The organism is Agreia bicolorata (assembly GCF_000938265.1).
GTDB lineage: Bacteria > Actinomycetota > Actinomycetes > Actinomycetales > Microbacteriaceae > Agreia > Agreia bicolorata.
Genome location: NZ_JYFC01000003.1, coordinates 596,251 through 622,992, shown reverse-complemented (window position 1 = coordinate 622,992; position 26,742 = coordinate 596,251). Strand labels below are relative to the sequence as shown.

Here is a 26,742-nt window from a genome sequence, read left to right as displayed (position 1 = left end):
CGCGTCGACTAGGGTGGTCGTCATGGTGGTTCACGTAGACGTGGTGGTGGTCGGGGCCGGCCTCAGCGGCATCGGCGCCGCGAGCATCCTCAAGCGCGACCGCCCCGACAAGAGCTTTCTGATTCTCGAGTCCCGCAGCGCGGTGGGCGGCACCTGGGATCTGGTCCGCTACCCCGGTGTGCGCTCGGATTCCGACATGTCCACGCTCGGCTACTCGTTCCGCCCCTGGCGAGACTCGCGAGCGCTGGCCGACGGCGACGCCATTCGCGAGTACATCACCTCGACCGTCGCAGACGAGGGGCTGCAGCCCGCGATCCGTCTCAACCACCGTGTCGTCTCGGCATCCTGGTCGAGCGCCGACTCGCGCTGGACGCTCACCGTGGTGCGCACGCCCACGGGCGCCGAGTTCACGCAGGGCGATCCGCAGGGTGAGACGATCCCCATCACGTGTTCGTTCCTGCACGTCTGTTCCGGCTACTACCGCTACGACCAGGGCTATACGCCGGAGATCCCCGGACTCGAGTCGTTCAGGGGCCGCGTGGTTCACCCGCAGCAGTGGCCGGCCGATCTCGACTACACGGGCAGCCGGGTGGTGGTGATCGGCAGCGGAGCGACCGCGGTCACTCTCGTGCCGTCGATGGCCGGGCGCGCCGAGCACGTCACGATGCTGCAGCGCTCCCCCACATACATCGCCTCGGTCTCGTCGGTAGACCGCCTCGCCGACCGATTGAGGGGCCGGATGCCCGAGCGCCTCGCCTACGCGCTGGTGCGGGCGAAGAACATCGGACGCTCGCAGCTCATCTACCAGTTCGCGCGTCGGCGGCCCGAGGCGATGAAGGGCATCCTGCGCAAGGCGGCCGCGCGACGGCTGCCGCAGAACTTCGCGATCGACCCGCACCTCACGCCCAGCTACGAGCCGTGGGATCAACGCCTCTGCGCCATCCCCGACGGCGATCTCTTCTCGGCGATCCGCCGAGGCAAGGCCGACATCGTGACCGGGCAGATCGGTCGCGTCACCCCCGACGGAATCGATCTGGTGGATGGCGGGCATCTCGACGCCGACGTCATCGTGACCGCCACCGGCCTCAGCCTGCTCTATCTCGGTGGGATGCGATTGGTCGTCGACGGGCGTGACGTCGACGTATCGAAGACGCTCGCCTACAAGGGCATGATGCTGACCGGCGTTCCCAACCTGTCGATGACGATCGGCTACACCAACGCATCCTGGACGTTGAAGGCAGACCTCGTGGCCCGCTACGTGGCCCGACTGCTGACGTTCATGGATCGCCACCACTACTGCAGCGTGACTCCCCAGGCCGATTCAGCCGTGGCCTCGGGCCATCTCACCCCGCTGATCGACCTTGCCGCGGGGTACGTGCGTCGCAGCATCCGGTCGTTGCCCAAGCAGGGAGAACGCACGCCGTGGCGTCTGCACCAGAACTACGTGCGCGACTTCTTGCTGCTGCGCGCCGGGAGGGTGACGGACTCCGTGCAGTTCGGCCTCGCCGGCGAGCGCACACCGCCGGGAATGCCGACCGGACCCTCAGTACATCGTGTTCGGCGGCCTCGTCGATGGCGCCGTCAATGACCTTCTTCGGCCGCAGGGCGCTCATCCGAGTCGGCCGAGTCGGTCATAGCATGGGTGATCTTCTGCATCGCTTCTCGCTTGACGTGGCTGCGGGCATGCTCGACCGCGGCGGGAAGATCGGCGAAGAGATGGTTCTGGTGCCGTAGCGCGCTGAGCACGCCGACCTTGGTGGCCAGGTGAAGGTGTTCGGGTTGGATGCCTTTGATGAGCACGGTGATCCCTCGCCGCTCCAGGTCTGTGATCATGTCGGTGATCACCCGAGCTCCGGTGGCATCGAGCACCTGGAGTTGAGACAGTCGGATGATGACGACCGAGACACTGCTGATTCGGGTGACACGCTCGAGCATGCGGTCGGCGGCGCCGAAGAACAGGGCGCCGTCGAGACGGAAGACGGCGATGTGGTCATCTTCGGGTTGGGCGGGTGCAGGAATCTCTTCACGGTGCACACCCCCAGATTTGGCCAGCGCGCGGAGGGCGAAGAACGCCGCCACAGCGATACCGATGCCGACAGCCACGATCAGATCGAACGAGACGGTGATGACTGCGGTGATGATGAACACGATCGTGTCGGATCGCGTGGAGCCCACCACGGCGCGGATAGTGGACAGCGACACCATGCGCGCGGCAGTCACCATGAGTACTCCGGAGAGCGCGGCGAGGGGGATCTGAGAAACGACCCCGGTTGCGAGGTACACGACGACGAGCAGCAGGAGTGCGTGCACCAGCGCTGCGACGCGGGTTCTGCCGCCGGATCGGATGTTCACCGCGGTGCGGGCGATCGCACCGGTCGCCGGCATACCGCCGAACATTCCTGACCCGAGTGACGCCAGGCCCTGCCCGACGAGTTCGCGGTCGGCGTTGTAGGTGCCCGTGTCAGAAATGGATGCGGCGACCCGGGCAGAGAGCAGGGATTCGATCGCGGCCAACGCCGCCACCGTGAGCGCAGGCCCCACCAGCGAGGTGATGGTTGCCGCATCCAGGGCGGGCAGCGCGGGAGACGGCAGGGAGTCGGGGAGCACCCCGATCCGAGCCACCGGCAGGGCGGCAACGGTGGCGATCACCGAGACGACGATGATCGCGATGATCGAGCCCGGCAGTTGAGCATGGATGCGCGGGGCGATCAACATGATCACGGCCACGACAGCGACGGTCAGCAACGGCCACACCACGGTGCTGATGTCGATCGTGTGGAACGATTCGACTGCCGCGATGAACGCGTTGCTGCTCGCACCCGGTCTGGCCCCGATGGCAGACGGAATCTGCTGGAGAAAGATGATGACGGCGATTCCGAGAGTGAATCCCTCGATCACCGGCCACGGGATGAACGACACCAGGCGGCCGAGTTTCAGCGCACCCACCACGAGAACGACAACGCCGGCCATGATGCTGACAACAGGAACGGATCCGACGCCGTGGGCGACGACCACAGGACCGAGAACGACCACCATCGCCCCGGTGGGTCCGGACACCTGAACGTTCGACCCACCGAAGATGGCCGCGATCACACCGGCCACAATGGCGGTGACCAGACCGGCTTCGGCTCCCGCTCCAGAACTGACCCCGAAGGCGAGAGCCAACGGCAGGGCGACGATCCCGACGGTTATTCCCGCGACGAGGTCGCCTCGCCAGGTGCGCCGGATGTCGCGGTAGTCCTTGAGGCTCGGAAGAAGAGGCCGAAGATAGCCTGCGACACTCATGACGTTGAGGTGGAGTCAGGACCGCGTGGGGCCACGGCATCGGCAAGGTTGATGGTGGAGTCCAATTGCTGCTGAGTGTTCTGAAGAATGTCAACCAGCAGCTGCCGCGAGATAGCCAACAGATCCGCCACCTGCGGGTACGCGAGTCGGTAGAAGACTTGGCTGGCGCGCCGCTCCGCGACCACGAGATTGTGCCGACGCAGCACGGCTAAATGCTGCGACAGATGGGATGCCTCGAGACCGGTGTCAGACAGAAGGTCGGCAACAGAGACGTGATCGGCTGATGCCAGCACCTCGAGCACCCGAACCCGAACCGGGTGGGCAAGCCCCTTGAACAGGTTGGCCTTTACTTCATACAGCGGCCGATGAGCATTGGTGAACTGATCCATACCCCCACGATCCCACAGTTTTATGAATGAATAAATTCATCATATCGTTGTATCGCGATGATCCGAGCACACCGGGTGGTGTGCTCGTCGCACTTACGGGATGTCGGTGGTGACGGCCAGGGCGCGGCCCGTCTCGATCTCCGCCGTCAGCGCCTGCAGAGCACCCTCCGCGATGGCGAGCGAGTCCGACCCGAGCAGTTGATGCAGCGGGGCATCGCCCGTGACAGCAAGCGAGATGATCGCGGCGGCCGCCTTCGCGGGATCGCCGAGCTGGGTGCCCGGCATGGCCTGGTGTGCTGCCGTCATGTCGCGAATGGCGGTGTAGCCCTCCGCAACGCGACCGGGCAGACCGAGCGACTGCGGCTTCAGGAAGTCGGTCTGCATGTAGCCGGGCTCGACCAGATTCACCTTCACGCCAAACTCCGCGATTTCCTGCGCGAGAGAACCGGTGAGTCCCTCCAGCGCGAATTTTCCCGCGGAGTACAGACCCCAGCCGGGGAACGTGGTCAGTCCGAGAATCGACGACACGTTGATGATGTGGCCGGTTTTCGCGGTCCGGAAGTCGGGCAGCACAGCGCGCAGCACGTTCCACACGCCGAAGATCTGCACGTCGAACATCTGGCGCACTTCGGCGTCGGTGATCTCCTCGACGGCGCCAAGGAATCCATAGCCGGCGTTGTTCACGACAACATCGAGGCCGCCGAAGCGATCCTTCGTCGCCACCACCGCGGCCGCCACCGCGACCTCGTCGGCCAGGTCCACCTCGATGGGCAGCAGGCGGCTGGTGTCCGTACTGCCGAGTGCGCTGGTGAGGCGTTCGATCGAGCGGGTCGTCGCGGCGACGTTGTGTCCGCGCTCAAGCAACTGCGTGACGAGTTCGAGGCCGAGGCCGCGTGAGGTGCCGGTGACGAACCAGGTGCCGGTCGATTCAGGAAAGCTCATGGTGGTGACTCCAATCAGAGACGGTGGAGGGCACCGGGTGGTGCCCCTATTCGATCGTCGGGCAGCGCGCCGATGCGGCGAGGCGCATATCAGGGCCGCCTCATCCTGGGAGCGAAGAGGCTAGGACTCAGCGACCCATGCGGACTCGCCGAGGTCAGTGCCACACTCGAAATGTGGCCGACACGAACAAGGAACTCGCCGACTTCCTCAAGCGCGCCCGCAGCCAGGGCGATCCGCTGCGCGCCGGGCTCCCGACAGACGGACGCGTGCGACGCGTCCCCGGCCTCCGCCGCGAAGAAGTCGCCCTGCTCGCGGGCGTCTCGACCGACTACTACACCCGCCTCGAGCAGGGCCGAAAGATCACCCCGTCGCCCGGTGTTCTGGATGCGATCGCCCGCGCCCTCGATCTCGACGCGATCTCACGGGCCCACCTGCAAAACCTGATAGGCACCACGACGGCCCGCCCATCTCGAACAACGCCATCCGTGCAACGCGTCAGGCCCGGATTGCATCAGTTGCTCGACGCTCTGGAGAGCCAACCCGCGATGATCCTGGGCCTACGGATGGATATCCTCGCATCCAATCCCCTGGCCCGAGCGCTGTTCTCAGACTTCGACGCGTTGAAGCCCAAGCACCGCAACTACGCCCGGTGGCTGTTCCTCGACAGCGCGGCCCACGAGCTCTTCATCGATTGGGATGCGCAGGCTCGGGCGGCCGTCGAAAGCCTGCGATTCGCGGCGGCCGGCCATCCGGATGATCGACTCATCATCGAGCTCGTCGACGAGCTGGCGCAGAGGAGCGGGGACTTTCGCCGGTGGTGGGCCGAACACCGCGTCTACCAGCGCACCTTCGGCACCAAACGCCTGCGCCATCCCATCGTCGGCGAGCTGTCGGTCGACTACGAGACGCTCACTCTGCCCGGGGATCCCGACCAGACCCTCTTCATCTATACGACCGAGCCCGCGACCACCTCACGGCAGGCGCTGGATCTTCTGGTGAGCTGGATCCAGCCTGCCGCCACGAGCCGCGCGGAGTAACGAGTCGGGTCAACGCCGACGGGAGCGCCGGCCTGGATACCCCCTTCTTCATCACGGTATGACTGGTTATACTTGACGCATGAAAACGGCGATCTCTCTCCCTGATGGCGACTTCGAGCGCTTCGAACGCATCGCAGCACGGCACGGCATGAACCGCTCCGAGTTCTACAGATTGGCGGGCGAGAAGTTCGCAGCAGAACTCGAAGGGGAGGCCGAGTTGACCACCCTCGCGAACGCCACCATCGCGCGCGCGGGGCAACCGTCTGCAGACCGCGCCTTTCTCCGTCAGTCCGAGCAGACCATCCTTGAGGGCACGGAATGGTAATCGCCCACGGAGACGTCGTGTGGGTTGATTTCGGGATGCCTCGCGGCTCCGAGCCTGCAAAGATCCGCCCCAGCGTGGTCATGCAGGAAGACTGGTTGCTGGCATCGAAGATCAGCACCGTTCTCGTCGTACCCCTGACCTCGAATACGACATTGGAGGGATTTCCCGGCAACGTTCTGGTGCCGGTGGAGGCCTCCGGCTTGGAGAAGGACTCGGTGGCGGTCGTCTCGCAACTCGGCCCCGTCAGCCGCGAGTTCATCGACCCGTACCCTGTCGGCCATCTGCCCGCCTACGTGCTCGCGAAGGTCTCCGCCGGCATCCGGCTCGTCACCGGGGTCTAAGCATAGTCTCCACGCCGAACTCGGGCTGCCGAGTAATCGTACTGAGCTAGCGTCGGTACTTCGGCGTGGTCAAAGGGATGGGTTGCGGGTTCTCGCGTACCCACCGCACCGCGTACTCAGACAGCATCGGATGATCGACGGCGAGCCGTTTCCTCCCCTTGAGAAGCCTCGTGGCGTTTCTCGCTGCCTTGAGATCGACGGCGTGGAGCGGGGTCGATGAGCTTAGGTACTCGGGGAGAGCATCCGCCATCCGCTGGAAATCACGATCCCAGTTGCCGCCGCCATTTCGTTCGATCTCGTCTGAGATTCGACCTGTGATGCGAATCACTTCACCTTGCACCGTCGCCGCCGCGCCCTGGGAGGGAACGAGGAGGTCCCACAGTTCCCGATGCTGGTCCTGCCAGGTCGACCCTGTCACCACGATGTTTGAAGACCCGTCATGCATCCGCCTTCGTTGAACCGGCGATGCCTTCAGCAACTCGTAGATTTTCTGCAGACCCGCGTCAGCCGCAGGCAACGAGTCCTGGTTGAAATTGTCACGATGGAACTCGAATTGCTTCCCGATCCGCGCTGCGTCAGCACGCAGATCCTCTGTGAGCACAGCACCCGCAGCAACGAGAATCTCAAGAATCTCGGCGGTCTCGGCGATGGTGGCATTTTCACAGAGCTTCACAGCAGTTGCGGCAGGCGTGAGGCCGCGTCGAGCTTCAGCCGACACATTCGCGCCGCGCTCAACAAGTAATCGCACAGTCTGAACACGGTGCCTACCCGCCGCTACGTGCAGGGCTGTCTCACCCTGCTTGTTCACCGACTCGATGTTCGCGCCGAGGTCAAGCAGCAGCCCGGGCTGTCCGTTCCAAGCTCCTGCGTGTCGATGCAAAGGGGTCATACCGCCCGAATCGACTGCTTCAACATCGGCGCCATGATCTACAAGCCATCGAGCGACAACTGCCGGGCAGGTGGCAAAACCAAGCGCTGTGCACTTCCAATACCCGCCCCGCGCGTTGACCTCACAGGTGTCGAACACGGCGAGCACTGCCGCCTCGTCGCCATCAGCGAGAAGGTCTTCAAAGTTCTTCGGAAGAGTGGAACGCAGCTGCTGCACCATGTGGAGATCGTAACTGGCTGCAGAGGCTGGGCGATGGCGAGTTGACAGGCCAGCCAGCTTCACGCCAACATGAGCCAAACCGACGGCCTACCGATTGGATCTCCGATGGTACGGCGAATTCGGATAGGCGCAGCCCTCACACTGGTTGCCGGAGTCGCGGTCGGACCCGCAGGCTGCTCGGATGCGCTGGATCTCGATCCGTCCGATCGAATCGTCTACGAGGGCCCCTACGAGGAAGCCGTCGTGCTGTGCGCTCAGAACACGCTCTCTTTCGCTGACGTGAGCGACTCCATCGGAATCAATACGGTGGCAACCGACATTGTCGTGCGGGCGCCACGAGACGACGCGGAGTTTGGCATGTACTGGATCAGCGGAACCTCGACCAGGTTCTACGCAGACGATCCTGACCTGTCTCGAGACTGGATCTGTGAGCTGAGAACCACGGGCAAGAAGTTGGGCGCGCCGACCGTCACCCAGTTCGACGTGTACGAGACGAAGTAGGCCGGGCTTCGTCGAGTTGGCTGGATAGCCGCATCAGCTAGATGGCCGCCGCATTGCGTCCGGAAATCTCGTTCCTGCTTTTGAAATTCTTAATCAATATAGCTAGATTAATCTCATGGAGCCCATTCGACGAGTCACGGAACCAACGATCGACGTTCTCACGGTGATGCTAGAAAACCCCCACCAAATCTGGGGGCTTCTGATAGTCAAGAAGTCCGATCGACTCCCAGGTACGGTCTATCCGATTCTGGAGCGACTGGAACGCCAGGGCTGGATTGCGTCGACCTGGGAAGAGGATTCTGAACGGCAGGGTCCGCGGCGGCGTCTTTACGAGTTTACCGCCGAGGGCGAATCGGCAGCCCGTGAGTTATGCCTGGCTTTCAACGAGAAGAGACAGGCCACCAACCAGGCGCCCGCCGCAGGAAAGCTGGCTCTGTCATGAACCGGGTGGAGCGATCGCTTATTCAGGCCGCCGTCCTACTTTCACCGCGTCCGTGCCGTGAGACACGGCGCGAGCAGTGGCTCGCAGACTGTCGCGACGCCGGCGAGCTTGGCCTCTCTCCTGTAAGCGTGGCCGCTGGAGCCTGCTTGACATCACTGAGAAGTCGGGGCAGCAACCTCGCGTCATTGGCCCAGGCCGCGAACGAAACAGGAGGAACGAACATGAAGATCCCGAACGCACGACCCCGGGCCATCATCAAACTGGCCAGCGGAATCGTCGCCGCTTCAGCTCTGCTTTCAGGAGGTGTTCTCGCCAGCACGGGTTGGCTGGGTGCCCAGGTGCAGACAGCGGAGCGGACATTCACAGCCAATGACTCCACTGGCCCTGTCACCATCTCCAACGGAACATCGAAGCCTGAGTGGGTCGACGTGAGCACTCTGACGATCGTCGGAAAAATCGACCCGGCAACCGGCGAGACAGTCCCTGTTACGCCGTACCACCCGACACCGCACCCCCGCGAACACTGATGGGTGTGAGGAGATCGAAATGGCGCGCTTCGCGCACAGTCGACCCGGCTGATGATCCGTACGCGCTCTTCCTTGAATGGGTTGCAGTGGGCGCCCGCCGCAGGGAAGCGAACCACGGCGTGACCCGACATAGGCGCACGAGCATCTAGTCGCCAGAACCCGACCGTCTTCATCCCGGGTGTCAGCGACTCTCCCGTCGTGGGCGTCTCGACCGAACCCGGTGGACTGAGCACACCGGATCATGGCACCCGCTACGCGGTCGCCGTGCGGATGCGCACTTCCCGTTCCATGCGCTTCTCGTGTCGCTCACGACCCTTGACCGCCTCGAGCTCCCGGCTCTTGGGAGGCGCGTTCGTCACCAGTCCGTCGAGCAGGCGCCGCGTCGCCTCCGCGATCTCATCGATGGCCCGTTCGAATGCCTCGGTATTCGCCCGGGAAGGGTGAGTGGATCCGCTGACCTTGCGCACGAACTGCAGCGCGGCCTCGCGCACCTCATCGTCGTTGGTCGGAGGGTCGAAATTGTGGAGTACTCGGATGTTCCTGCACATGCGAGTGAGATTACTCCTCGCCTCATAGCTCGCCTAGAGAGCCGCCTGAATCAGCCGGATGTTCTCACCAAGAACCCCCGACGCCAAGAGTCCGGCGCCGAGCGGGCCCGACGAATCCGTGCCGAGCAGAGGCAGTAGACGCAGGGCCGCGCGCACTGGCTCGTTCATGTGCTCGAGCTGCCAAGCGATCTCTGCGGCAGCAACGCGGCCGCCATCCGGCTCAGCAAGACCCGCCGCCTTCGCCGCGTAGGCAGCCGCGCCCAATGCGTGCGCACCCATGTGAGCGACTCCCGACGCCTGTCCGGCTGACCATGCGGCAGCTTTCGCTGCGGGTGAGCTCACCACCTGCGCCGCGCGGTTGGCCACGAAGCGGCGGCGGATCTCGCCGGCCGCATCCAGCTCGCCGCGAGCAAATGCACGCGCCCGGGCGATGGCATCCCGCGGCCTGTCTTCGTCGGGCGCCTCTGCTTCAAAAAGAGGCAGAACGCGCTCGGCGCAGTCGGCGGCCCACGCTGCAACGAGCCGGCGATCACTCTCGCTGAGCGACTGGGGAGAAGCCATACCTGCACTGTCGCACATCTGGCCCGACGACAGCAGAAGGACGGCGTTACTCCGCCCGGGGCCCGAAGCCCTGGCTCGCAAGCCACGTCAGCACATCGTCGGCGACCTCACCCCACCCCGAATCCATTGTCAGTGAATGCCCCTTGCCCTCGTACTCGTGGTACTCGGTCACAGAAGAGGTGTTGTCGGCGTAGAGCTTCGACACGGCCACCGTCACCGACCGGGGAACGGTGTGATCCTCGGTCCCAGAGGTCAGAAGCAGCGGGCCGCGCACGGCCGTGTGCGTGTTGACCGCTGCAGGCGAGTTGCGCACGAAGTTCGCCGTCGCATCCTCGAACAGCGGTCGGCCGGGGCCGGGAATCGTGAAGGCGGCGTGCAGCGCGTTCGACTCCTCGTCGCTGATCGCGTTGCCGAAGGCGTATTTGAACTGCTTCTCTGTGAGCGCGACCGTGCGCGACTTGTTCACCGGGTTACCGAGAACGGGAAAGCCCGACTTCAGCTGCGAGAACGGAAGGACCTTCACCCCCTTGATGGGCGCCGGATCGATGGCGACCGCGGCCTCGACCAGGTTGTTCGCGAGCAACTCCTGCGCGATGAGCCCGCCGAACGAGTGGCCGACCACGATCGGCTTCTCGTCGAGCGCTTCGAGAATGTCGGCGTAGTGGTGGCAGATCTCTGCGATGCCCTGGTTGTTCAACCCATCCGGGTTCGCACGCGTCGCCTCGACGGTATCGAGGTCGCCCGGCCAGCCCGGCGCAGAGATCGTGTACCCCCGCTCCTCGAAGAGGGTCTGCCAAGGCTTCCACGCGGAGGCGTGAATCCAGAGTCCGTGAATGAAGACGACGTGTTTCGGCATTGGAGCTCCTTCGTGGTGACGAGATTGATGGGTAAATAAGGGCAGGTCAGAGGGTCTTGATGAGCCCGCCGTCGATGAGAAAGTCCGCTCCGGTCACGTTGCCGGCGCGATTGCTCGCGAGAATCAGGGCAAGGTCTGCGACCTCGGAGGGTTGGGTGAAGCGTCCGGTCGAGAACCCGCCCTGGCTCGCGACAACGCGATCGCGGGCCGTGTCGAAGTCGACTCCCATGTTCTTCGCCGCGGTTGCCGCCACCCCGTTCTCGCCGAGCCAGAGCTGAGTGGCCACCGGCCCTGGGCTGATGGTGTTGAACCGGATGTTCTGGGGCCCGTATTCCTTCGACAGCGACTTCGAGAGATTCCAGACAGCGGCTTTCGCCGCCGAGTAATCGACGACAGGCGGGTCGGGTAGGAACGCGTTCACCGATCCGATGGTCACGACATTGCCGCCGCCGCGCTCGATCAGAAGGGGGATGGCGGCGCGCGTGGTGCGCACCGCGGCCAGAAAGCTGAGGTTGAGCGTGCTCAGCCATTGCTCGTCGGTTATCGAGAGAAAACCATCGAAGCGAAACGCGACCGCACCCACGTTGTTGACGAGAATGTCGAGCCCGCCGAAATCCGCAGCGCGCCCGACGAGCCGACCCGGCGCATCCGGTTGTGAGAGATCGACGCTCTCGAACACCGCGGAGCCCGTTGCCACGAGCTCGTCAAGCTCGGTCGTCGACGACCGCGCCCCGGCGATGACGCGGGCCCCCTCCGCCACGAGTCCCTGCGCGATCGCAAGGCCGATTCCCTTGCTCGCGCCCGTGACGACGGCGACTTTTCCAGCCAGTCCCAGATCCATATCGCCGAGAGTAGGGAGTCGCGCTGCGCTGAGCGTGCCCGAGTTGTGACTAGTACTGCCACTACCTGCCTAGGAGAGGGTGGCCAGTTCGGCGAGGGCCTTCTCGCTGTGCGTTCCCGGTTCGGCGTAATAGAGGAAGATCGTGTGGTCGTCGGAGCCGACGAGAGGAAGGTGCGCGTAGTGCAGGTTCAAGGCGCCGACGCGCGGGTGCACCATCGGGTGTGTGCCTTCGGTCATGCCCGCGATGTCGTGGCGATTCCACAGCTCACGGAATCGGGCACTGTCGCGCGTCAACTCGGCGATGAGCTGCTCGGTGCGTCGATCGGCATGCAGGCCTACTCTCGAGCGGAAGAGCCCGATCGTACGCTTGCTCAGGCCCTCCCAATCGACGTACAACTCCCGCAGCGCCGGGTCGGTCAACAGCACGACCACGGCGTTGCGCCCCACCCGGTAGCCGTCGATGAGTATCGACATCAGCGAATTGACTGCCACGATGTCGGAATGCCGGTCGAGGATGATCGCGGGCGTCATCGGCCAGGAGTCGATGAGCCAACGGGTGCGTTCCACGGTCGGGGCTGAAACCGGATGCTCCGGCTCGTCGACCAGACGCGCCAGGGCATAGAGATACGACTTCGCCGTCGCGTCGAGTCTCAAGGCCCGAGACAGCGCATCGAGCACCTGATCGGTCGGACGGGTTTCCTGCCCTTGCTCGAGCTTCACGTAGTACTCGGTGCTGATTCCCGCGACAAGAGCCACCTCGGATCGGCGGAGGCCACTCACTCGTCGCAGCCCTCCGGTCGGCGCCAGGCCGACGTCAGCGGGCTGAACGAGCTCACGACGGGCTCGCAAATAGTCACCCATCGGATGATGTGCAGGCATGCCGAATTCTATCGAGACACGCTCAGGATCTCGCCTCCTCTCCCGCTTGAGTTACGTTGTAGGCGTGCCTCTTCGAGCACCCGAAGGAGGCGAAAATGGAACCGACCTCAAGCACGTCGGCGCAACCCGCAGCGTTCACAAACACTGTCCTGCTGCTGATTGCTCAGGTTTTCGCAGGGTTCCTCTGTTCGGCCATCGTGCTGCTATCCCTCTTCAAATACGACGCATGCGATAGCAGTTGCAACAACGCCACCGCATCAATCGCCTTGTACGGCATGGTCGCGGTATCGGCGCTGACCGTCCTGACGTCCATCACGCTGACGGTGATTTTTCGGCGACAAAAGCGGCGAACGCTGTTCATTCCGCTCGTTGGTCTCGGCGTGATGGTCGCCGGTTTCGCGGCAGCGATGCTGCTTATTGACGAGGCGACGGGCTAGGGCGATCTCGCCGGTACGCGTTGGCATGCATCTCCTGCACGACTCGACCGGTGAGACAACACGACAGGCTCGCGCAGCGCATCCACCGCTAGCGCGTGGCCGGCGCGGGGTGGGGAACCCACGTCGCCGACCACGCGGCTTGTGGCCGTCTCGGGCGTGATCACGCCGCGATTGCGGCCGGCCTTTCAACGAGGTACTGCGCGTACGCCGGAATGGTGAGGAAGGTCGGGAAGTCCTCCTCCAGAGCCACCATTTTGACGATCTCGGCAGCCTCGTCGAAACGGTCGGAACCGCTGCGTTGCATCGCCCGCAGTTCCTCCTGCAAAAGAGACTCGACCAGCGCGTGGGTAATGGTCGTGCCCTCTTCTGTGACGATGCCGTAGCGAATCCACTGCCAGATCTGCGACCGCGAGATCTCGGCGGTCGCCGCGTCCTCCATGAGGTTGTCGATGGCCGCCGCTCCCGTGCCGCGCAGCCAGCTCTCGATGTAGCGCAACGCGATCGACACGTTCGACCGCAGCCCGGCATCCGTCACCGTCTTCTCGATGCCGCTGAGATCGATGAGCTCGCGCGCGGTCACCGAGACCTCGGGGCGCTGACGCTCGAGCTGGTTCGGCCGGTCGCCCAGCACGGCGTCGAACTCGGCGCGTGCGGTCGGAATGAGATCCGGATGCGCGACCCAGCTGCCATCGAAGCCATCGTTGGCCTCGCGCCGCTTGTCGTCGGCCACCTTCGCGAGTGCCCGCTCTGTAACCTCGGGGTCACGACGGTTGGGGATGAAGGCGCTCATGCCTCCGATGGCATGTGCTCCCCTCTTATGGCAGGTCTGAACGAGCAGCTCGGTGTATGCCCGCATAAACGGAACCGTCATCGTGATCAGCGACCGCTCGGGAAGAACGTAGCTGCGCCCGCGGCAGCGGTAGTTCTTGATGAGACTGAAGATGTAGTCCCAGCGCCCCGCGTTCAGCCCGGCCGCGTGGTCGCGCAGCTCGTAGAGAATCTCGTCCATCTCGAATGCCGCCGAGATGGTCTCGATCAGAACTGTGGCCCGGATGCTGCCGTGGGGAATCCGCAGCGCATTCTCCGAGAAGGTGAAGATGTCATCCCACAGCCGCGCTTCGAGGTGGTTCTCGAGCTTCGGCAGGTAGAAGTACGGGCCACGACCGCCGTCGATCAGCGCCTGAGCGTTGTGAAAGAAGTAGAGCCCGAAGTCGACGAGAGACGCGGAAGCGGGGCTCGTGTGGCCCGCCCGGTCGGTGTACCAGAGGTGCTTCTCCACGAGCTGCCAGCCGCGCGGCCTCATGATGATGGTCGGAGTCTCTTCAGCGGTGACGCGATATTCCTTGCCCTCTTCCGAGACGAAGTCGATCTGCCCACGAATGGCATCGAAGAGCGAGATCTGACCGCCGATGACGTTCGCCCAGGTGGGGCTCGTCGCATCCTCGAGGTCGGCGAGCCACGCCTTCGCGCCTGAATTGAGGGCGTTGATCGTCATCTTGCGATCGGTGGGCCCGGTGATCTCGACACGGCGATCGTCGAGTCCGGGGCCGGCGCCGGCCACCCGCCATTCGGTGTTCTCGCGGATCGACCGGGTCTCGGGCAGAAAGCGCAGATCGTGACCGTTCTCGATCCGCTTGCGGAATCGCATCCGGGCATCGAGCCTGTCGTGCCGACGCCCGGCGAACTGGTCGTGCAGCCGAGCGAGAAAGGCGAGGGATGCCGGGGTCAGGATCTCGTCGAATCTCTCGTCGAGATCGGCACGGATGGTGATGGAGTTGTGTGAAGACATGGTCTGGTGCCCTTTCAGAAGAAGCTGATCAGTGAAATTGTTCGGATTCGGTCGATCCCACGAGCGCGAGGGTGGCGCTCTCTGGGTTCAGAGCCGTGGCTATCCGGTCGAAGTAGCCGGTGCCCACCTCACGCTGGTGTTTCGTGGCGGTGTATCCGTCGGCCTCAGAGGCGAATTCGGCCTCCTGCAGCTCGACGTAGGCGCTCATATGCCGCTCGCCGTATGCGCGGGCGAGGGTGTACATGGAGTGGTTCAGGGCGTGGAACCCTGCGAGGGTGATGAACTGGAACGCGTATCCCATGGCCGCCAGGCCGCTCTGGAAGCTCGCGATCTGGGCGTCGCTCAGCTTCGCCTTCCAGTTGAAGCTCGGCGAGCAGTTGTACGCCAGCAGCTTGCCGGGGAACTCCTTGTGGATGGCCTCGGCGAACACACGGGCGAGCTCGATATCGGGCTCGGACGACTCGACCCAGAGCAGATCGGCGTAGGGCGCGTAGGCCAGGCCCCGGGCGATGACCGTCTCGATTCCAGGAGTGGTTCCGTAGAAGCCCTCCGGGGTGCGCGATCCATCGAGAAAGTTCTGGTCGCGTTCGTCGACATCGCTCGTGATGAGGTTGGCCGCGAGAGAGTCAGTGCGGGCGATGATGATCGTTCGCACGCCCGCGACGTCGGCCGCCAGACGCGCCGCGTTGAGCGTGCGAATGTGCTGGCCGGTGGGAACGAGCACCTTTCCGCCCATGTGTCCGCACTTCTTCTCGCTGGCGAGCTGGTCCTCCCAGTGAACGCCCGCAGCGCCTGCCTGAATCATCGACTTCATGAGTTCGTAGGCGTTGAGCGGACCGCCGAAGCCGGCCTCCGCATCCGCCACGATCGGAACAAGCCACTCGCGCTCGGGCAGCCCTTCTGAGTACTCGATCTGGTCTGCGCGCAGCAGGGCGTTGTTGATGCGGCGCACGACGGCGGGCACCGAGTTGGCTGGATACAGGCTCTGGTCGGGGTAGGTCTGGCCACTGAGGTTGGCGTCAGCGGCGACCTGCCAGCCCGAGAGATAGATGGCCTTCAGTCCCGCACGAACCTGCTGCACCGCTTGGTTTCCGGTGAGCGCTCCGAGAGCGGCGACCCAGGATTGCTCATCGTGGATGAGCTCCCAGAGATTCTCTGCGCCTCGTCGGGCAAGAGTGTTCTCTTCGGCGACCCGCCCGCGCAGGGCGATCACGTCGTCTGCCGTGTAGTCGCGCTGGATGCCGTTCCACCGGGCGTCGGTCTTCCACTCACGCTCGAGTTCGGCGGCCGTCTGGGTCTGGTCTCCGTGGCGGATGGTGCTCATGGTGTCGCTCCTTTGCGTCGAATCACGGGTCGAATGACTTCGTTTTTCGACTATGCGCCGAGGAATCGTCGATTTACCGGTCTCGCCCACAGAAGATCGACTAGTTTTCTGCTTAGACGAAGAAGTCGCGACCTTGGAGGTCTCCCATGACGACCAGCCCCGCCTTTTCGATTCAGGATGGGCTTATGTTCGACTCCCTCGTCATCGGCCGCCGCATCCGGCAGTTGCGCACCGACCAGGGCATGACGCTCGACGGCCTTGCCCGGGCGATCGGTCGCGCCCCCTCTCAGGTGTCGGTCGTCGAGAACGGCAAACGCGAGCTGAAGCTGGGCGAGCTGCAGCGTTTCGCAGCCGCCCTCAATGTGTCGCCCGAGCAGTTGCTGTCGGCGGAACCCGCGAACGAGCGCGCGGCGCTCGAGATCGCATTCGAGAGAGCGCAACGCGGGCCGTTGTTCGCATCTCTCGGGCTCGGACCCATGCCTGTTCGCAAGTCGCTCAGCGACGAGTCGATGAAAACGATCCTGGCGCTGCATCGCGAGCTCGAGCGCATCCATACCGAACGCGCGGCAACGCCCGAGGAAGCCCGCCGCGCCAACACCGATCTGCGCTCGGCGATGCGCCGACGCCACAACTACTTCGCCGAACTCGAAGAGATGGCGCATTCCCTTCATCAGGCGGTCGGCCACCCGGGCGGCCCTCTATCGCAGAGGGTAGCGGCCGACCTCGCGAGCCACCTCGGCTTCACCCTCCACTATGTGCGCGATCTGCCGGTGTCGACCAGGTCGATCACCGACACTCGAAACGGCCGAATCTACGTGCCGCACCAGCAGAGCCCCGACGCCGATCCTCGGTCGGTCGTTCTGCAGGCACTCGCCTCCCATGTGCTGCACCGGGAGGAGCCGAAGAACTACGCCGAGTTCCTGCAGCAGCGAGTTGAGATCAACTATCTGGCCGCGGCCCTCCTCATTCCCGAGAAGGGTGCGGTCGAGTTGCTGAGCCGCGCCAAGGAGGCCCGGGAACTCTCGGTCGAAGATCTCCGTGACGGATTCGGGGTGAGCTACGAGACCGCCGCACACCGCTTCACCAACCTGGCCACGGAGCACCTCGACATTCCCGTGCACTTCGTGAAGGCGCACGAGTCCGGCGTGATCTCGAAGGCCTACGAGAACGACAGCGTTATGTTCCCGACGGATGCGCTGGGCGCGGTCGAGGGTCAGATCGTGTGCCGCAAGTGGAGCGCGCGACGGGTATTCGATGTCGACGACCACTTCAGCCCCTATCACCAGTACACCGACAAGCCCTCGGGAACCTACTGGTGCACCTCACGCATCCAGGGATCGCAGCGAGGTCAGTTCTCGGTGAGTGTGGGCACATCGTTCGCGAACTCGAAGTGGTTCCGCGGCCGTGACACCACGAACCGCTTCACCTCGACGTGTCCGGATGAAAGCTGCTGTCGCCGCCCGCCGGCGGCGTTGTCCGAGCGATGGGAGGGCCAAGCATTCCCCACCGCACGGCTGAACTCGTCGCTCCACGCCGCTATGCCGACCACGGGGTTCACGGGCGTGGACTCGACAGAGGTGTACGAGTTTCTCAGCCACCACGACCCCTCGGTGGCATAGCCGGCAGCATCCATCTAGAGACCGCGCCGAAAGCATCTAGCATGGCGTTGATGCGCAGTACGCGCTGCAAAACAAGGAGGCCTTCTCATGGCATCACCCGACGTAGATCAGATCGTCGCCGCCTTTCCGGACTGGCGCGGCGACACGCTCTCGCGCATCCGGGGCCTGATCGTCGAGGCCCTGCCCGACGTCGTCGAAGAAGCCAAGTGGAAGAAGCCCACGAACCCCCTCGGCGTCGCAACCTGGAGCCTCGACGGACTCATCTGCACCGGCGAGACCTACAAAGACAAGGTCAAGCTCACCTTCCCGAAGGGGTCGTCGATTCATGACCCCGAGGGCCTGCTCGCCGCGGGCGCGGGCGTGCGGCGGGCCATCGACATCCGCGAGGGCGAGACGGTGGATGCGGATGCGCTGCAGGCCGTGATCCGCGCGGCGGCTGCGCTCAACACTGCTCCGAAAGCCTGACTTCGTTCTTCGGCCACCGGGTCAAGAACTGCCGAAGTAGCGATCCAGGGCTTCGCGATACCGAGTTGCCAGCAGCTCGGGCGACACAGGGGGCTTGTTCTTGCTATGACGTTTAGACCAGGCAACGATCGCTTGGGATTCTGCCTCGACGGCATCGATTGCACCCATGTCAGCTTCGGAAAACCACTCGCACACAGCCAACCCGTACGTCCTCAGCTGCGCCGATGCCTCGTTGCCGTACAGCCCCGATTCCCCCGGCTCCGACGAGTACGCGTTGATCAGCATCCCGGGCATAAGGTCGGCGGCATGAGGCCGACCGTCTGCCCCAGGGCTGCGAGCCCATACGGCGATGGCCGTGCCGGGCCAGACGCGCCGCTCTATTTCAGGAGAAATGGCCAAAATCGGGCCGCTCTGCCCGCCGACGGTCGGTTCTTCCTGCGTTGAAGCGCGCTCTCCTCAGTCGTCTACAGCGATCAGCCGCACCGCCATGTACGGCCGGCCGGGCAGATCGATTCTGAAGCGCCCCCTGTACACACCAGCGAGGCGGGTGATGGTCATGTTCCACGTGTCAATCACGTCGACGGTGTAGCTGCGCGAAGGCTCGAGCAGGAAGCGACGATACGTGGGGCGGTTGAAGCCGAAATAGTAGAGGTAGTACTCGTTCTCCACTCCTGCCCGCGGTATGTCCCAGTCGAGGGGGATCGGCTCGAGCCCTTCAGTCGGGCCCTCCGCGAGGATGCTGTCGAGGAACTCGATGCGATCGGGGCTGGTGCCGCGCAAGGAACCGCCCTTGGCCCACCAGAGGATGTCGTTCGCGTCGACGTAGGTTTCACCGTGTCCGACGTAACCACCCCGTAGTGCGCCTTCCCAGAAACGTCGGGTCATCTCCTCGCCGGTGATGTTGCCCCAGCCTTGATCGATGTTGCCCTCGTAGGCGCACTCGTCGATGACGACAGGCTTGCGCCAGGCCTCGCGCCACTCGTTCGTCGTCTCCGATGTCTTGTAGATGTCCTGCCGTTGAATGCTGGCGTGGGTGATCCACGGGCGGGAGTAGTCGTAGAAGTCTCGGCAATTGTGGATGGAGAGCAGGTGGTCGGCCGGATCATTGGCTGTCACGATCGCGGCGAAGCGCTCCCAGTCCTCGGTGGTCTTCTCGAAGAGCAGATCGTACTCGTTCGCCAGTGACCACCAGATGTTCGCGAACGACGCGAGTCGTGCGACGGCGTAGGCGACGTAGCGGTCGTCCGCGACGGGGTCCATCGTCGAGAATCCCCACCGATCGTAGGCGTGGAACAGGATCAGGTCGGCTTCGATGCCGAGCTCCGCGAGCTGGTCGATGCGCTTCTCGAGGTGGCGCCAGTACTCGGGATTCGGCCGCCGCACGTCGAAGCCGGCGCGCGCATCCCCCTCGAACGGAAAGAGCTGCGGCTCGTTCTCGTTGAAGAGATAGGACTTGGGAAACACGCACATGCGCATCTTGGTGAACGGGGAGTCGGCGAGGGTGCGCAACGTCTGCTCTTCGAGCTCGTCGCCCTGGTGCGTCCAGACATACGAGGTGGTGCCGATGGGGCGGTACCGGGCGCCGTCCGCGTGGGCGAAGTGAAAGGTGTTCGCAACCCGCACTGGACCGTGCGCGCGTTCTGCAGCCGAGCCGACGGTGAAGCCGCCGGTGATGCCATCGAGGGATCGAGCGTTGCTCGCTGTCGTAAAGGTGAAGGGGCCCTCGACCTCGGCGAGCCAACGCAGGCGGTACACACCGTCGCCGTCGTAGAAGCCTGGCACTCGGACCGATCCGTCGGGACCGGAGATGGTCGCTGCGAACTCCACGTCGATGAAGGGATTGCCCGAGTGGGGACCATCCACCTGCAGCTCGAATCGGCCGAACCGAGACACGTGTTCCGTCGCCACAGCTGTGGCGGATCCGCGAGCGATAGTCGAGTCCTCGTATGCGGCCGAGGGTGCGATGTATCGCTCGGGCTCCCGCACGGGGGCAGGCAGGGAGAGGTCGATAGCTTCGACGTCGGCGACGAAGGCCGCACGGGCCTCGGGGGTGAGACTCTCCTCGGTGTCCGCAATGAGGCCGATCGGGAAGCCGTGGAGGGTGTGCAGCGTCGAGGACATGACGAGTCCTGGCAGGTACCGCTCGACGGCATCGTGCCCACGGGGGTCACGAAGAACGTGGAAGAGCGGAGTGTTGCGGGTGAATCGATCGGCGGTGGTGGTGGCGCTGGGCACGGTCAACCCTTCACAGCACCGGCGAAGGCGCCCTCGACGAAGTAGCGCTGGAACATCAGGTAGACGATCAGCACGGGGAACACGGACATGATGGTGAAGGCGTTCAGGGGCCCGTAAGAACTGGTGAACTGAGATTGGAAGCCCTGGAGCGCGAGCGGAATGGTCCAGGAATCCTGGCTCTGCAGCAGCGCCAGCGCGATCGAGTACTCGTTCCACGTGGCGACGAAGTCGAGGATGAACAGTGCCGCCAGAGCGGGCTTGGCCAGCGGCAAAATGATCGTGAGGAAGAGCCTCCAGTTTCCTGCGCCGTCGATACGTGCGCTCTCGTCAATCTCCTCGGGGATCTGACGGAAGAAGCCGTAGAGGATGAACGTCTGGTAAGGCAGTCCGAAGGCGATGTACGGCAGGATCAGGCCGAGGTTCGTGCTGAGCAGGTTGAGTCCGTTGATGACCTGGAAGAGCGGCGCGATCGCAACCTGGATCGGCACCATCGCGCCGAGCGCGATGACTCCCATCAGCAAACGCTGACGCTTGAACCGGATCCGAGACAGGGCAAACGCTGCAGCGGCGGAGATGAATAGACCGACCGGCACTTTGATGATCGCGACGATCAGGCTGTTTCCGCCCGCGGTGAGCAGGTGGCCTCGGTCGAGAGCCTCGACGTAGTTTCCCCACTCGGGGGCCCACGGCGGCACGAACGCCGGCGTACCGAAGATGTCGGCCTCACTCTTCAGCGACGTGAAGACCATGAAGATGAGCGGAACGGCCCAGATCAGAACGGAGAACAGGAGAGCGACCCAGAGGCCCACTCGCACCCAGTCGCGGCCGCGCGACAACGGGCGAGGCTTGCGCTTGGGCGACGGGTTCGCCACGGGAGCGGCGGCTGTGGGGATGGCGGTGACGGTCATGAGTTCTTCTCCTGCTTCGCCGTCCACACCATGTAGGGCACAACGATGATGAGCGTGATCACGAGCAGCACGGTCGCGATCGCGTTGCCGGAGCCGTACTCGTGGTTGTTGAAGGATTGTTGGAACGACCACAGCGCCAGCACCTGGGTCTGCTGGGCCGGGCCTCCGCCGGTCATGCCGACGATGAGGTCGAACACCTTGATGGAGTTGATGATCGTGAGCACGACGACAACGACGGTGGTGGGGCGCAGCGACGGCATCACGACGTTGCGGAAGACCTGCCACCGGTTGGCGCCGTCGAGCTTGGCAGCTTCGACGTGGTCGGGGGACACACCCTGCAGGCCGGCAAGGAAGAGAACCATGTTGGTTCCAGCGATTTGCCACACGAACGCGGCGAAGATCGAGTAGAGAGCGAGGTTCTTGTCGCCGAGCCACTGCACGTCGGCAAGCCACGGAAGATTGAAAAGCTGCGCGAGGTTCACGCCTATTCCGTAGTTCGGGTTGTACATCCACCGCCACATGTTCGCGATCGCGATCGGCGCCAGAACGCCGGGGATGTAGAAGACCGAGCGGAAGAGGTTTCGCCCGAAGATCTTGCGGTTGAGCGCCAGAGCCATCACAAGGCCCAGACCCACCGGGATCACCAGAGAAAGGATGACCCAGATCACGGTGTTGCTCAGAGCGGTCCAGAAGACCGGGTCATGGGTGAAGATCCGCACGTAGTTCTGCAGCCCGACGAAAACCTGCGGTGCCCCCTGAAAGCCCGACCATTCGAAGAAGCTCAACCGAACCGACTCGAGGGCTGGTGCGACGACGAAGACGAGATAGGCGACAAGAGCCGGGGCGAGGAAGGGCAGGGCCGCGATGAAGCCCGTACTGCCGAAACGGGCGAGCCGTCGACGTGGCCGTGAAGTGCGCGACGTACGACTGGGGGCGGTGGTGGATGTCGTTGACATGATGCCTCTCGGTAACCGGGGCGGAGAAGGTGGGCGGCACAGTTCCGTGCCGCCCACCTTGCCGTCACTCCTGGTCGATGAACTTCTGGAACTCGGCGCCGGCCTTCGACGGCTCGAGCTCTCCCGTCGCCACCAGGTTCTGGATGCGCCAGTACTCGGTGGTTTCGCTCTGGCTGAGGTTCTGGTCGTTGTTCATGTAGACGCCCGTGGACGCGGCGACGATGGGGTTCCACTCGGCGTCGAAGGCGTTCTGGTCGGCCGGGACCACATCGACGTTGACCGAGCGGCTGCCGAAGGTGGCGATGAACTTCTTCTGCGCCTCAGCCGAGGTGAGGTAATCGAGGAACTTCGCCGCCTCGTCGGGGTGCTTCGAGTTCGCCGAGATGTAGTTGTTCTCGTTGAATCCGTAGATCCGGTCTGTGCCCGTGGGGAACGCGAAGATTCCGACGGAGTCCTCCGCCATCCCCGCGTCTCGCACCTGCTGGTTGAACCAGTCACCCTCGAGCGCCATGGCGGCCTTGCCGCTGAAGAACAGTGCTCCGGATTCGTCGTTGTTGATCGAGATGAAGCCGGGGTTCACATAGTCCGAGGTCCAGGTCGCGAATTCGCTGTATGTATCTGCAACGCAGGATTCGTCGGCCCAGCTCGCCTTCTTGGTCACGAGCGCCTGGTAAGTGTCGGCACCGCATTTGGTCTCGAGAAGGCTGTCGAGCAGTCGCATCACGTGCCAGTTCACGGTGCCGCCGAACTCGAACGGCGTTATGCCGGCGCTCTTGAGTTTCTTCGCGTCGGATACGAGGTCGTCGTAGTTGGTGGGCGCAGCGTCGATGCCCGCCTGGGCGAAGAGCTCTTTGTTGTAAAAGACGGCCTCCGTGCGCTGCGTATAGGGCACACCGTCGTGGCCACCGTACTGGGTCACCGTCGACATCGTGGTGTCCGAGAACCTGTCTGCCCAGCCGTACTCGTCGTAGTACTTCTCGAGGTCGAGGCTGGCGCCGGCGTCGATGAACTCTCCGCCTAGCCCCGGGCCTGCCCACGAGAAGAAGATGTCCGGTGAACCGCTCGTGCCGAGAGTGGTTCGGAGTGCATCCTTGTGGGCGTCGACAGCGCGTCCTTCGACCTTGACGGTGATGTCGGGATTCGCCTTCTCGAAGTCGGCGACGATCTCGTTGATCGTTGTGTTCGCCGAATCAGCCGACTCGGTGAGCTTGAACCAAGTGATCTCGGTCTTGCCATCGGTGGAGCCGCCCCCTGAGCAACCGGAGACTCCGGCTACGAGGGCGAGACCCAGCCCGACGGCAATGATCTTGGGCACTGCACGCATCATTGCGTCCTTTCGCTGTGATCGCAGCGCCGCGGAGCGACGCCATCGTCTTGCCTCCGAGACAGATTCTCGTGAGGATTGAGAGTACGTTATCGATAACACATTGAGAAAACAAGTACAGAAGAACCGGTTGACCAATAACGATCGAGTAACACCATCACGCACGAAGGCGAGTAGCTAGACTCAACATTCGGCATCAGCGGGAGATCAACGATGACAAATACATCCCCTCATCAGACGCGCGCCCGCCCGAGCATGGCCGACGTCGGCCGACTCGCCGAGGTATCAGCCCAGACCGTCTCCCGATTCTTCACGGGCGGCTACGTGGGTCAAGAGACCCGGGCGCGCATCGAGGCCGCCGTCGCGGAGCTCGGTTATCGCCAGAATCAGGTCGCCCGCAACCTGCGTGTCCAACGCACCGACACCGTCGGATTTCTCATGATGGGACCGATCAACTACGGCAACGCGGAGATCCTCACAGGCGTGGGACGAGGCGCGCGCGGGTCGGGCATGTCGGTCATCACCACCCAACTCGACCTCGATACCGAAGAGGACGCCCACAGCGATGTGCGCGCCGCACTAGACAGGTTTCTGTCTTTTCAGGTCGATGGGATCGTGGTGGGCACGCCCTATCTGGGCCTGGGTGCCGTCATGGAACATGTCGGCGGCGAGGTGCCCGTCGTCACCCTGTCGGAGCAGGAGAGTTCGGCTGTCGACTTCACCCACGCCGACTCGTACAACGCCGGCCTCACCGCGACTCGCCACCTGATTGAACTCGGCCACCGGCGAATCCTTCATCTCGCGGGCCCCAGCGATCGCAACGAATCAGGCCAACGCGAGCAGGGCTATCGAGACGCGATCGCCGAGGCGGGGCTGAGTCCGCTCGACGTACTTCGATGCCCGGAGTGGGATGCGCGTTCCGGCGCCGGCCACGGCGCCCGCGTCGACCCCTCCAGCTTCACCGGCGTCTTCTCGGCCAACGACGAGATCGCCTTCGGCTTCTCACACGCATTGGCGGCTCGAGGGTTCACGGCGCCCCGCGACTACTCGATCGTCGGCATCGACGACATGCCGGACTCCCTGTTCCGCACACCTCCTCTGACCACCGTGCGCATGGATTTTCAGCTGCTCGGCGAAACGGCGATTCGGATGCTTCTCGAGCGAATCCGCACCGGAGAACGCCAGCCGGGCGTGATCATTCCCGCAGAGCTGGTCGTACGAGAGTCGACGGGCGAGCCTCGCCGGTGACGACCGCGACGAGCGTCGATGACAGCGAGGGCAAGACGGTGGATGCGGATGCGCTGCAGGCCGTGATCCGCGCGGCGGCTGCGCTCAACACTGCTCCGAAGGGCTAAGCCCGGCTGTGTTGTCCGTATTCCGCCAGCGCCTCTCGGAGCGGTGACGGATTCTGAATTCATGACCGACGTTTCCCGGAGTTCGACAGGGCCACATCGCACCCTGATTCAGTACGTGATGCTTGCTCTGGTGTGGGGGTCGAGTTTCTTCTTCGTCGACATAGGGTTGCGGGATCTTATGCCGACTCAGGTGGTGTTCGCACGTCTGACAATTGGTGCGATAGTTCTGGGGGTCGTGTGTCTTGTCAGCCGTCAACGCCTTCCTCGCGGCGTGAGCACCTGGGCACATCTGTTCGTCGTAGCGATGCTGCTCTGCGTTGTTCCGTTCCTGCTGTTCGCATGGGCGCAACAGAACATTCCGTCGAGTATCGCGAGCATCCTCAACGCGACCACGCCGCTGATGACGATGATCGTGGCGCTGCTCGCTCTGCCTTCGGAGCGACCGGATCGCTGGAAGGTAGGCGGCCTCGGCGTCGGATTCATCGGAATCCTGTTCGTTCTCGATCCGTTCAGTGCATTCGACGGCGACGCCGGCCCCCGTGGCTATCTCGCTTGCCTTGGCGCAACTCTCAGTTATGGGATCGCGTTCGTCTACCTGCGTCGATTCGTGTCCCCCCGAGGTATCGCCGCAATCCCTCTCGCGACGGCGCACGTGGGCATGGCCGCAGTCATCATGATCGCGCTCAGCCCGTTCATCGCCAGCCAACCCGTCACCATCTCCCCCGCGGCGGTCGCGTCAATGCTCGCTCTCGGGGCCTTCGGCACCGGGTTTGCCTATATCTGGAACGCGAGCATCGTTGCCCATTGGGGCGCAACCACCGCATCAACGGTGACCTACATTGCTCCCGTCATAGGAATTGCACTCGGCGTCTCGGTCCTTCACGAGGGTCTTGCGTGGTACCAGCCGATCGGCGCCACCGTCGTGATCGTTGGCATCCTGATCAGTCAGCGACGCCTACCCCGGCTTCGCCGCCTCAAGGTGGCTGGCCCGTTTCCCGCGCCTGCCGGCCGGAGCAGCGGGCCCCGGCCGGGCGGGTAGGTCAACCGTTGTAGGCGATGTAGTGCAGTTCTGCATCCTGGCGGTCGTCGTAGAGCTTCGCGTATGCCTTAGCGATGACGGCCGGCTCGGCGTCCGGGTGGCCGCCCCCAATGAGAGCGGTGATCCCCACATGGGCGACATAGACGCCCTTGTCTCGGAGGGCGTTGTGCAGATTCAGCGTCCAGTTCCGGAGGCCCGCGGCGGCGATGTTGATGTTGCCGAGGAACGGCACGGGGCTGATGGAGCCACCTCCGGTCGTGACGATCACCGTTCCGGTGCCGGCGGCGATCATGTCCGGCAGAACGGCGCCGATTGCTGTGAGGGCTCCGCCGAGGTAGAAGTCGATCTGCGGCTGCAGGTTCTCTGCCGTCACCTCGAGCACGTCGACCGGCACGATCGTCGGGTCGGCCGGGGAGAACTCCAGGATGTCGATCGGTCCGAGCTCGGTCTTGATCGCACCGAGGGCACTCACGATGGTGGCGGGCTTACTGACGTCTGCCGTGAACCCGCGAGCGCGAATCCCCTCGCCCTCGAGCGTGAGGGCGAGGGCGTCGAGCTTCGCCTGATTGCGCGCCACCAGAGCGACGTCGAATCCTTTGCGTCCGAAGGTGCGAGCGATTTCGAGGCCAAGGCCGGAGCCGGCTCCGATGACAGTGATCAGGGGCATGGGATGAGTCCTTTCTACGTCCGCTAAGTGGCGAGGCGCAGC

The 26,742-nt window shown here is 64.0% G+C and carries 29 protein-coding genes; 12 read left to right on the top strand and 17 right to left on the bottom strand.

Going from position 1 to position 26,742, the window contains the following annotated elements:
* Positions 1-22 precede the first annotated feature (22 nt).
* Entirely contained in the window at positions 23-1,588 is a 1,566-nt protein-coding gene (locus tag TZ00_RS09830) for a flavin-containing monooxygenase (protein ID WP_044441498.1), read from the top strand.
* On the opposite strand, the gene TZ00_RS09825 is transcribed toward TZ00_RS09830, so the two are convergent.
* The 3 genes from TZ00_RS09825 to TZ00_RS09815 form a co-directional block, all read right to left on the bottom strand.
* Positions 1,582-3,285 (bottom strand): SulP family inorganic anion transporter, encoded by a 1,704-nt coding sequence (locus TZ00_RS09825; RefSeq protein WP_084606024.1) that lies wholly within the window; start codon positions 3,283-3,285, stop codon positions 1,582-1,584. The genes TZ00_RS09830 and TZ00_RS09825 overlap by 7 nt on opposite strands.
* Positions 3,282-3,674 carry an ArsR/SmtB family transcription factor gene (locus TZ00_RS09820; protein ID WP_044441193.1) on the bottom strand — a complete coding sequence of 131 codons (393 nt, stop codon included), beginning with the start codon at positions 3,672-3,674 and terminating at the stop codon, positions 3,282-3,284. Before TZ00_RS09820 ends, TZ00_RS09825 begins: the two co-directional genes overlap by 4 nt.
* Positions 3,675-3,767: 93 nt before the next feature.
* The gene (locus TZ00_RS09815; protein WP_044441191.1) at positions 3,768-4,616 is read right to left on the bottom strand and encodes an SDR family NAD(P)-dependent oxidoreductase; all 849 of its coding nucleotides are present in this window, start codon (positions 4,614-4,616) and stop codon (positions 3,768-3,770) included.
* A 173-nt stretch (positions 4,617-4,789) separates the two neighbouring features.
* Here TZ00_RS09815 and TZ00_RS09810 point away from each other — a divergent pair, with 173 nt between their 5' ends.
* The 3 genes from TZ00_RS09810 (at position 4,790) to TZ00_RS09800 (ending at position 6,319) form a co-directional block, all read left to right on the top strand.
* Positions 4,790-5,653 (top strand): helix-turn-helix domain-containing protein, encoded by an 864-nt coding sequence (locus tag TZ00_RS09810; RefSeq protein WP_044441190.1) that lies wholly within the window; start codon positions 4,790-4,792, stop codon positions 5,651-5,653.
* A gap of 79 nt (positions 5,654-5,732) precedes the next feature.
* Positions 5,733-5,978, top strand: coding sequence for a CopG family transcriptional regulator (locus TZ00_RS09805; protein WP_044441189.1), 246 nt, complete (start codon positions 5,733-5,735; stop codon positions 5,976-5,978).
* A 17-nt stretch (positions 5,979-5,995) separates the two neighbouring features.
* Positions 5,996-6,319, top strand: a complete 324-nt coding sequence (locus tag TZ00_RS09800; protein ID WP_238579638.1) for a type II toxin-antitoxin system PemK/MazF family toxin — start codon at positions 5,996-5,998, stop codon at positions 6,317-6,319.
* A 46-nt stretch (positions 6,320-6,365) separates the two neighbouring features.
* On the opposite strand, the gene TZ00_RS09795 is transcribed toward TZ00_RS09800, so the two are convergent.
* Positions 6,366-7,427, bottom strand: a complete 1,062-nt coding sequence (locus tag TZ00_RS09795; protein ID WP_052521448.1) for an ankyrin repeat domain-containing protein — start codon at positions 7,425-7,427, stop codon at positions 6,366-6,368.
* Between the two features lie 105 nt (positions 7,428-7,532).
* Here TZ00_RS09795 and TZ00_RS09790 point away from each other — a divergent pair, with 105 nt between their 5' ends.
* From TZ00_RS09790 to TZ00_RS09780, 3 genes are all read left to right on the top strand, one after another.
* Positions 7,533-7,928 (top strand): hypothetical protein, encoded by a 396-nt coding sequence (locus TZ00_RS09790; RefSeq protein ID WP_044441185.1) that lies wholly within the window; start codon positions 7,533-7,535, stop codon positions 7,926-7,928.
* 115 nt (positions 7,929-8,043) lie between these two features.
* On the top strand, positions 8,044-8,370 hold the full coding sequence (locus TZ00_RS09785) for a PadR family transcriptional regulator (protein ID WP_044441183.1): 327 nt from the start codon (positions 8,044-8,046) through the stop codon (positions 8,368-8,370).
* A 221-nt stretch (positions 8,371-8,591) separates the two neighbouring features.
* The gene (locus TZ00_RS09780; protein ID WP_044441181.1) at positions 8,592-8,897 is read left to right on the top strand and encodes a hypothetical protein; all 306 of its coding nucleotides are present in this window, start codon (positions 8,592-8,594) and stop codon (positions 8,895-8,897) included.
* Positions 8,898-9,148: 251 nt separating this feature from the next.
* On the opposite strand, the gene TZ00_RS09775 is transcribed toward TZ00_RS09780, so the two are convergent.
* From TZ00_RS09775 to TZ00_RS09755, 5 genes are all read right to left on the bottom strand, one after another.
* A complete protein-coding gene (locus TZ00_RS09775) occupies positions 9,149-9,445 on the bottom strand; it encodes a DUF2277 domain-containing protein (RefSeq protein WP_044441179.1) in 297 nt (98 codons plus the stop codon).
* A 33-nt stretch (positions 9,446-9,478) separates the two neighbouring features.
* Positions 9,479-10,006, bottom strand: coding sequence for a putative immunity protein (locus tag TZ00_RS09770; protein ID WP_044441177.1), 528 nt, complete (start codon positions 10,004-10,006; stop codon positions 9,479-9,481).
* A 46-nt stretch (positions 10,007-10,052) separates the two neighbouring features.
* On the bottom strand, positions 10,053-10,862 hold the full coding sequence (locus tag TZ00_RS09765; protein WP_044441174.1) for an alpha/beta hydrolase: 810 nt from the start codon (positions 10,860-10,862) through the stop codon (positions 10,053-10,055).
* 46 nt (positions 10,863-10,908) lie between these two features.
* Complete coding sequence (locus TZ00_RS09760) at positions 10,909-11,703, bottom strand: SDR family NAD(P)-dependent oxidoreductase (RefSeq protein ID WP_044441172.1); 795 nt, start codon at positions 11,701-11,703, stop codon at positions 10,909-10,911.
* A 69-nt stretch (positions 11,704-11,772) separates the two neighbouring features.
* On the bottom strand, positions 11,773-12,582 hold the full coding sequence (locus tag TZ00_RS09755; RefSeq protein ID WP_044441171.1) for a helix-turn-helix domain-containing protein: 810 nt from the start codon (positions 12,580-12,582) through the stop codon (positions 11,773-11,775).
* 95 nt (positions 12,583-12,677) lie between these two features.
* On the opposite strand from TZ00_RS09755, the gene TZ00_RS09750 reads away from it, so the two are divergent.
* The gene (locus TZ00_RS09750; protein ID WP_044441170.1) at positions 12,678-13,019 is read left to right on the top strand and encodes a hypothetical protein; all 342 of its coding nucleotides are present in this window, start codon (positions 12,678-12,680) and stop codon (positions 13,017-13,019) included.
* A 160-nt stretch (positions 13,020-13,179) separates the two neighbouring features.
* Here TZ00_RS09750 and aceB read toward each other — a convergent pair whose 3' ends face one another.
* Both aceB and aceA read right to left on the bottom strand, forming a co-directional pair.
* Positions 13,180-14,808: a malate synthase A gene (aceB, locus tag TZ00_RS09745; RefSeq protein ID WP_044441168.1), complete on the bottom strand. Its 1,629-nt coding sequence runs from the start codon at positions 14,806-14,808 to the stop codon at positions 13,180-13,182.
* Positions 14,809-14,836: 28 nt separating this feature from the next.
* Positions 14,837-16,132, bottom strand: coding sequence for an isocitrate lyase (gene aceA / locus TZ00_RS09740; RefSeq protein WP_044441166.1), 1,296 nt, complete (start codon positions 16,130-16,132; stop codon positions 14,837-14,839).
* 146 nt (positions 16,133-16,278) lie between these two features.
* On the opposite strand from aceA, the gene TZ00_RS09735 reads away from it, so the two are divergent.
* Positions 16,279-17,751 carry a helix-turn-helix transcriptional regulator gene (locus TZ00_RS09735; RefSeq protein ID WP_044441164.1) on the top strand — a complete coding sequence of 491 codons (1,473 nt, stop codon included), beginning with the start codon at positions 16,279-16,281 and terminating at the stop codon, positions 17,749-17,751.
* An 87-nt stretch (positions 17,752-17,838) separates the two neighbouring features.
* Positions 17,839-18,216 carry a DUF1801 domain-containing protein gene (locus TZ00_RS09730; protein ID WP_044441163.1) on the top strand — a complete coding sequence of 126 codons (378 nt, stop codon included), beginning with the start codon at positions 17,839-17,841 and terminating at the stop codon, positions 18,214-18,216.
* A gap of 21 nt (positions 18,217-18,237) precedes the next feature.
* On the opposite strand, the gene TZ00_RS09725 is transcribed toward TZ00_RS09730, so the two are convergent.
* From TZ00_RS09725 to TZ00_RS09705, 5 genes are all read right to left on the bottom strand, one after another.
* Positions 18,238-18,501 (bottom strand): hypothetical protein, encoded by a 264-nt coding sequence (locus tag TZ00_RS09725; protein ID WP_152631137.1) that lies wholly within the window; start codon positions 18,499-18,501, stop codon positions 18,238-18,240.
* A gap of 171 nt (positions 18,502-18,672) precedes the next feature.
* On the bottom strand, positions 18,673-20,451 hold the full coding sequence (locus TZ00_RS09720; RefSeq protein ID WP_044441159.1) for a DUF5605 domain-containing protein: 1,779 nt from the start codon (positions 20,449-20,451) through the stop codon (positions 18,673-18,675).
* 2 nt (positions 20,452-20,453) lie between these two features.
* Positions 20,454-21,359 carry a carbohydrate ABC transporter permease gene (locus TZ00_RS09715; protein WP_052521447.1) on the bottom strand — a complete coding sequence of 302 codons (906 nt, stop codon included), beginning with the start codon at positions 21,357-21,359 and terminating at the stop codon, positions 20,454-20,456.
* Entirely contained in the window at positions 21,356-22,315 is a 960-nt protein-coding gene (locus TZ00_RS09710) for a carbohydrate ABC transporter permease (protein ID WP_084606023.1), read from the bottom strand. Before TZ00_RS09710 ends, TZ00_RS09715 begins: the two co-directional genes overlap by 4 nt.
* Before the next feature lie 64 nt (positions 22,316-22,379).
* On the bottom strand, positions 22,380-23,630 hold the full coding sequence (locus TZ00_RS09705; RefSeq protein ID WP_238579637.1) for an ABC transporter substrate-binding protein: 1,251 nt from the start codon (positions 23,628-23,630) through the stop codon (positions 22,380-22,382).
* A gap of 222 nt (positions 23,631-23,852) precedes the next feature.
* Here TZ00_RS09705 and TZ00_RS09700 point away from each other — a divergent pair, with 222 nt between their 5' ends.
* Together TZ00_RS09700 and TZ00_RS09695 are read left to right on the top strand one after the other, a co-directional pair.
* Positions 23,853-24,887 (top strand): LacI family DNA-binding transcriptional regulator, encoded by a 1,035-nt coding sequence (locus TZ00_RS09700; RefSeq protein ID WP_084606022.1) that lies wholly within the window; start codon positions 23,853-23,855, stop codon positions 24,885-24,887.
* A gap of 168 nt (positions 24,888-25,055) precedes the next feature.
* The gene (locus TZ00_RS09695) at positions 25,056-26,033 is read left to right on the top strand and encodes a DMT family transporter (RefSeq protein WP_044441155.1); all 978 of its coding nucleotides are present in this window, start codon (positions 25,056-25,058) and stop codon (positions 26,031-26,033) included.
* 1 nt (position 26,034) lies between these two features.
* On the opposite strand, the gene TZ00_RS09690 is transcribed toward TZ00_RS09695, so the two are convergent.
* Positions 26,035-26,700: an SDR family NAD(P)-dependent oxidoreductase gene (locus tag TZ00_RS09690; RefSeq protein WP_044441154.1), complete on the bottom strand. Its 666-nt coding sequence runs from the start codon at positions 26,698-26,700 to the stop codon at positions 26,035-26,037.
* Positions 26,701-26,742 lie beyond the last annotated feature (42 nt).

Bases quoted from the DNA above. Each gene is read 5' to 3' on its own strand.
- TZ00_RS09755 (WP_044441171.1), bottom strand. From the start codon at position 12,582: ATGCCTGCACATCATCCGATGGGTGACTATTTGCGAGCCCGTCGTGAG.
- TZ00_RS09805 (WP_044441189.1), top strand. From the start codon at position 5,733: ATGAAAACGGCGATCTCTCTCCCTGATGGCGACTTCGAGCGCTTCGAA.
- TZ00_RS09825 (WP_084606024.1), bottom strand. From the start codon at position 3,285: ATGAGTGTCGCAGGCTATCTTCGGCCTCTTCTTCCGAGCCTCAAGGAC.
- TZ00_RS09795 (WP_052521448.1), bottom strand. From the start codon at position 7,427: ATGGTGCAGCAGCTGCGTTCCACTCTTCCGAAGAACTTTGAAGACCTT.
- TZ00_RS09815 (WP_044441191.1), bottom strand. From the start codon at position 4,616: ATGAGCTTTCCTGAATCGACCGGCACCTGGTTCGTCACCGGCACCTCA.
- TZ00_RS09700 (WP_084606022.1), top strand. From the start codon at position 23,853: ATGACAAATACATCCCCTCATCAGACGCGCGCCCGCCCGAGCATGGCC.
- TZ00_RS09820 (WP_044441193.1), bottom strand. From the start codon at position 3,674: ATGGATCAGTTCACCAATGCTCATCGGCCGCTGTATGAAGTAAAGGCC.
- TZ00_RS09715 (WP_052521447.1), bottom strand. From the start codon at position 21,359: ATGACCGTCACCGCCATCCCCACAGCCGCCGCTCCCGTGGCGAACCCG.
- TZ00_RS09765 (WP_044441174.1), bottom strand. From the start codon at position 10,862: ATGCCGAAACACGTCGTCTTCATTCACGGACTCTGGATTCACGCCTCC.
- TZ00_RS09735 (WP_044441164.1), top strand. From the start codon at position 16,279: ATGACGACCAGCCCCGCCTTTTCGATTCAGGATGGGCTTATGTTCGAC.
- TZ00_RS09790 (WP_044441185.1), top strand. From the start codon at position 7,533: ATGGTACGGCGAATTCGGATAGGCGCAGCCCTCACACTGGTTGCCGGA.
- aceA (WP_044441166.1), bottom strand. From the start codon at position 16,132: ATGAGCACCATCCGCCACGGAGACCAGACCCAGACGGCCGCCGAACTC.
- TZ00_RS09830 (WP_044441498.1), top strand. From the start codon at position 23: ATGGTGGTTCACGTAGACGTGGTGGTGGTCGGGGCCGGCCTCAGCGGC.
- TZ00_RS09695 (WP_044441155.1), top strand. From the start codon at position 25,056: ATGACCGACGTTTCCCGGAGTTCGACAGGGCCACATCGCACCCTGATT.
- TZ00_RS09750 (WP_044441170.1), top strand. From the start codon at position 12,678: ATGGAACCGACCTCAAGCACGTCGGCGCAACCCGCAGCGTTCACAAAC.
- aceB (WP_044441168.1), bottom strand. From the start codon at position 14,808: ATGTCTTCACACAACTCCATCACCATCCGTGCCGATCTCGACGAGAGA.
- TZ00_RS09760 (WP_044441172.1), bottom strand. From the start codon at position 11,703: ATGGATCTGGGACTGGCTGGAAAAGTCGCCGTCGTCACGGGCGCGAGC.
- TZ00_RS09730 (WP_044441163.1), top strand. From the start codon at position 17,839: ATGGCATCACCCGACGTAGATCAGATCGTCGCCGCCTTTCCGGACTGG.
- TZ00_RS09690 (WP_044441154.1), bottom strand. From the start codon at position 26,700: ATGCCCCTGATCACTGTCATCGGAGCCGGCTCCGGCCTTGGCCTCGAA.
- TZ00_RS09780 (WP_044441181.1), top strand. From the start codon at position 8,592: ATGAAGATCCCGAACGCACGACCCCGGGCCATCATCAAACTGGCCAGC.
- TZ00_RS09770 (WP_044441177.1), bottom strand. From the start codon at position 10,006: ATGGCTTCTCCCCAGTCGCTCAGCGAGAGTGATCGCCGGCTCGTTGCA.
- TZ00_RS09775 (WP_044441179.1), bottom strand. From the start codon at position 9,445: ATGTGCAGGAACATCCGAGTACTCCACAATTTCGACCCTCCGACCAAC.
- TZ00_RS09710 (WP_084606023.1), bottom strand. From the start codon at position 22,315: ATGTCAACGACATCCACCACCGCCCCCAGTCGTACGTCGCGCACTTCA.
- TZ00_RS09725 (WP_152631137.1), bottom strand. From the start codon at position 18,501: ATGCTGATCAACGCGTACTCGTCGGAGCCGGGGGAATCGGGGCTGTAC.
- TZ00_RS09785 (WP_044441183.1), top strand. From the start codon at position 8,044: ATGGAGCCCATTCGACGAGTCACGGAACCAACGATCGACGTTCTCACG.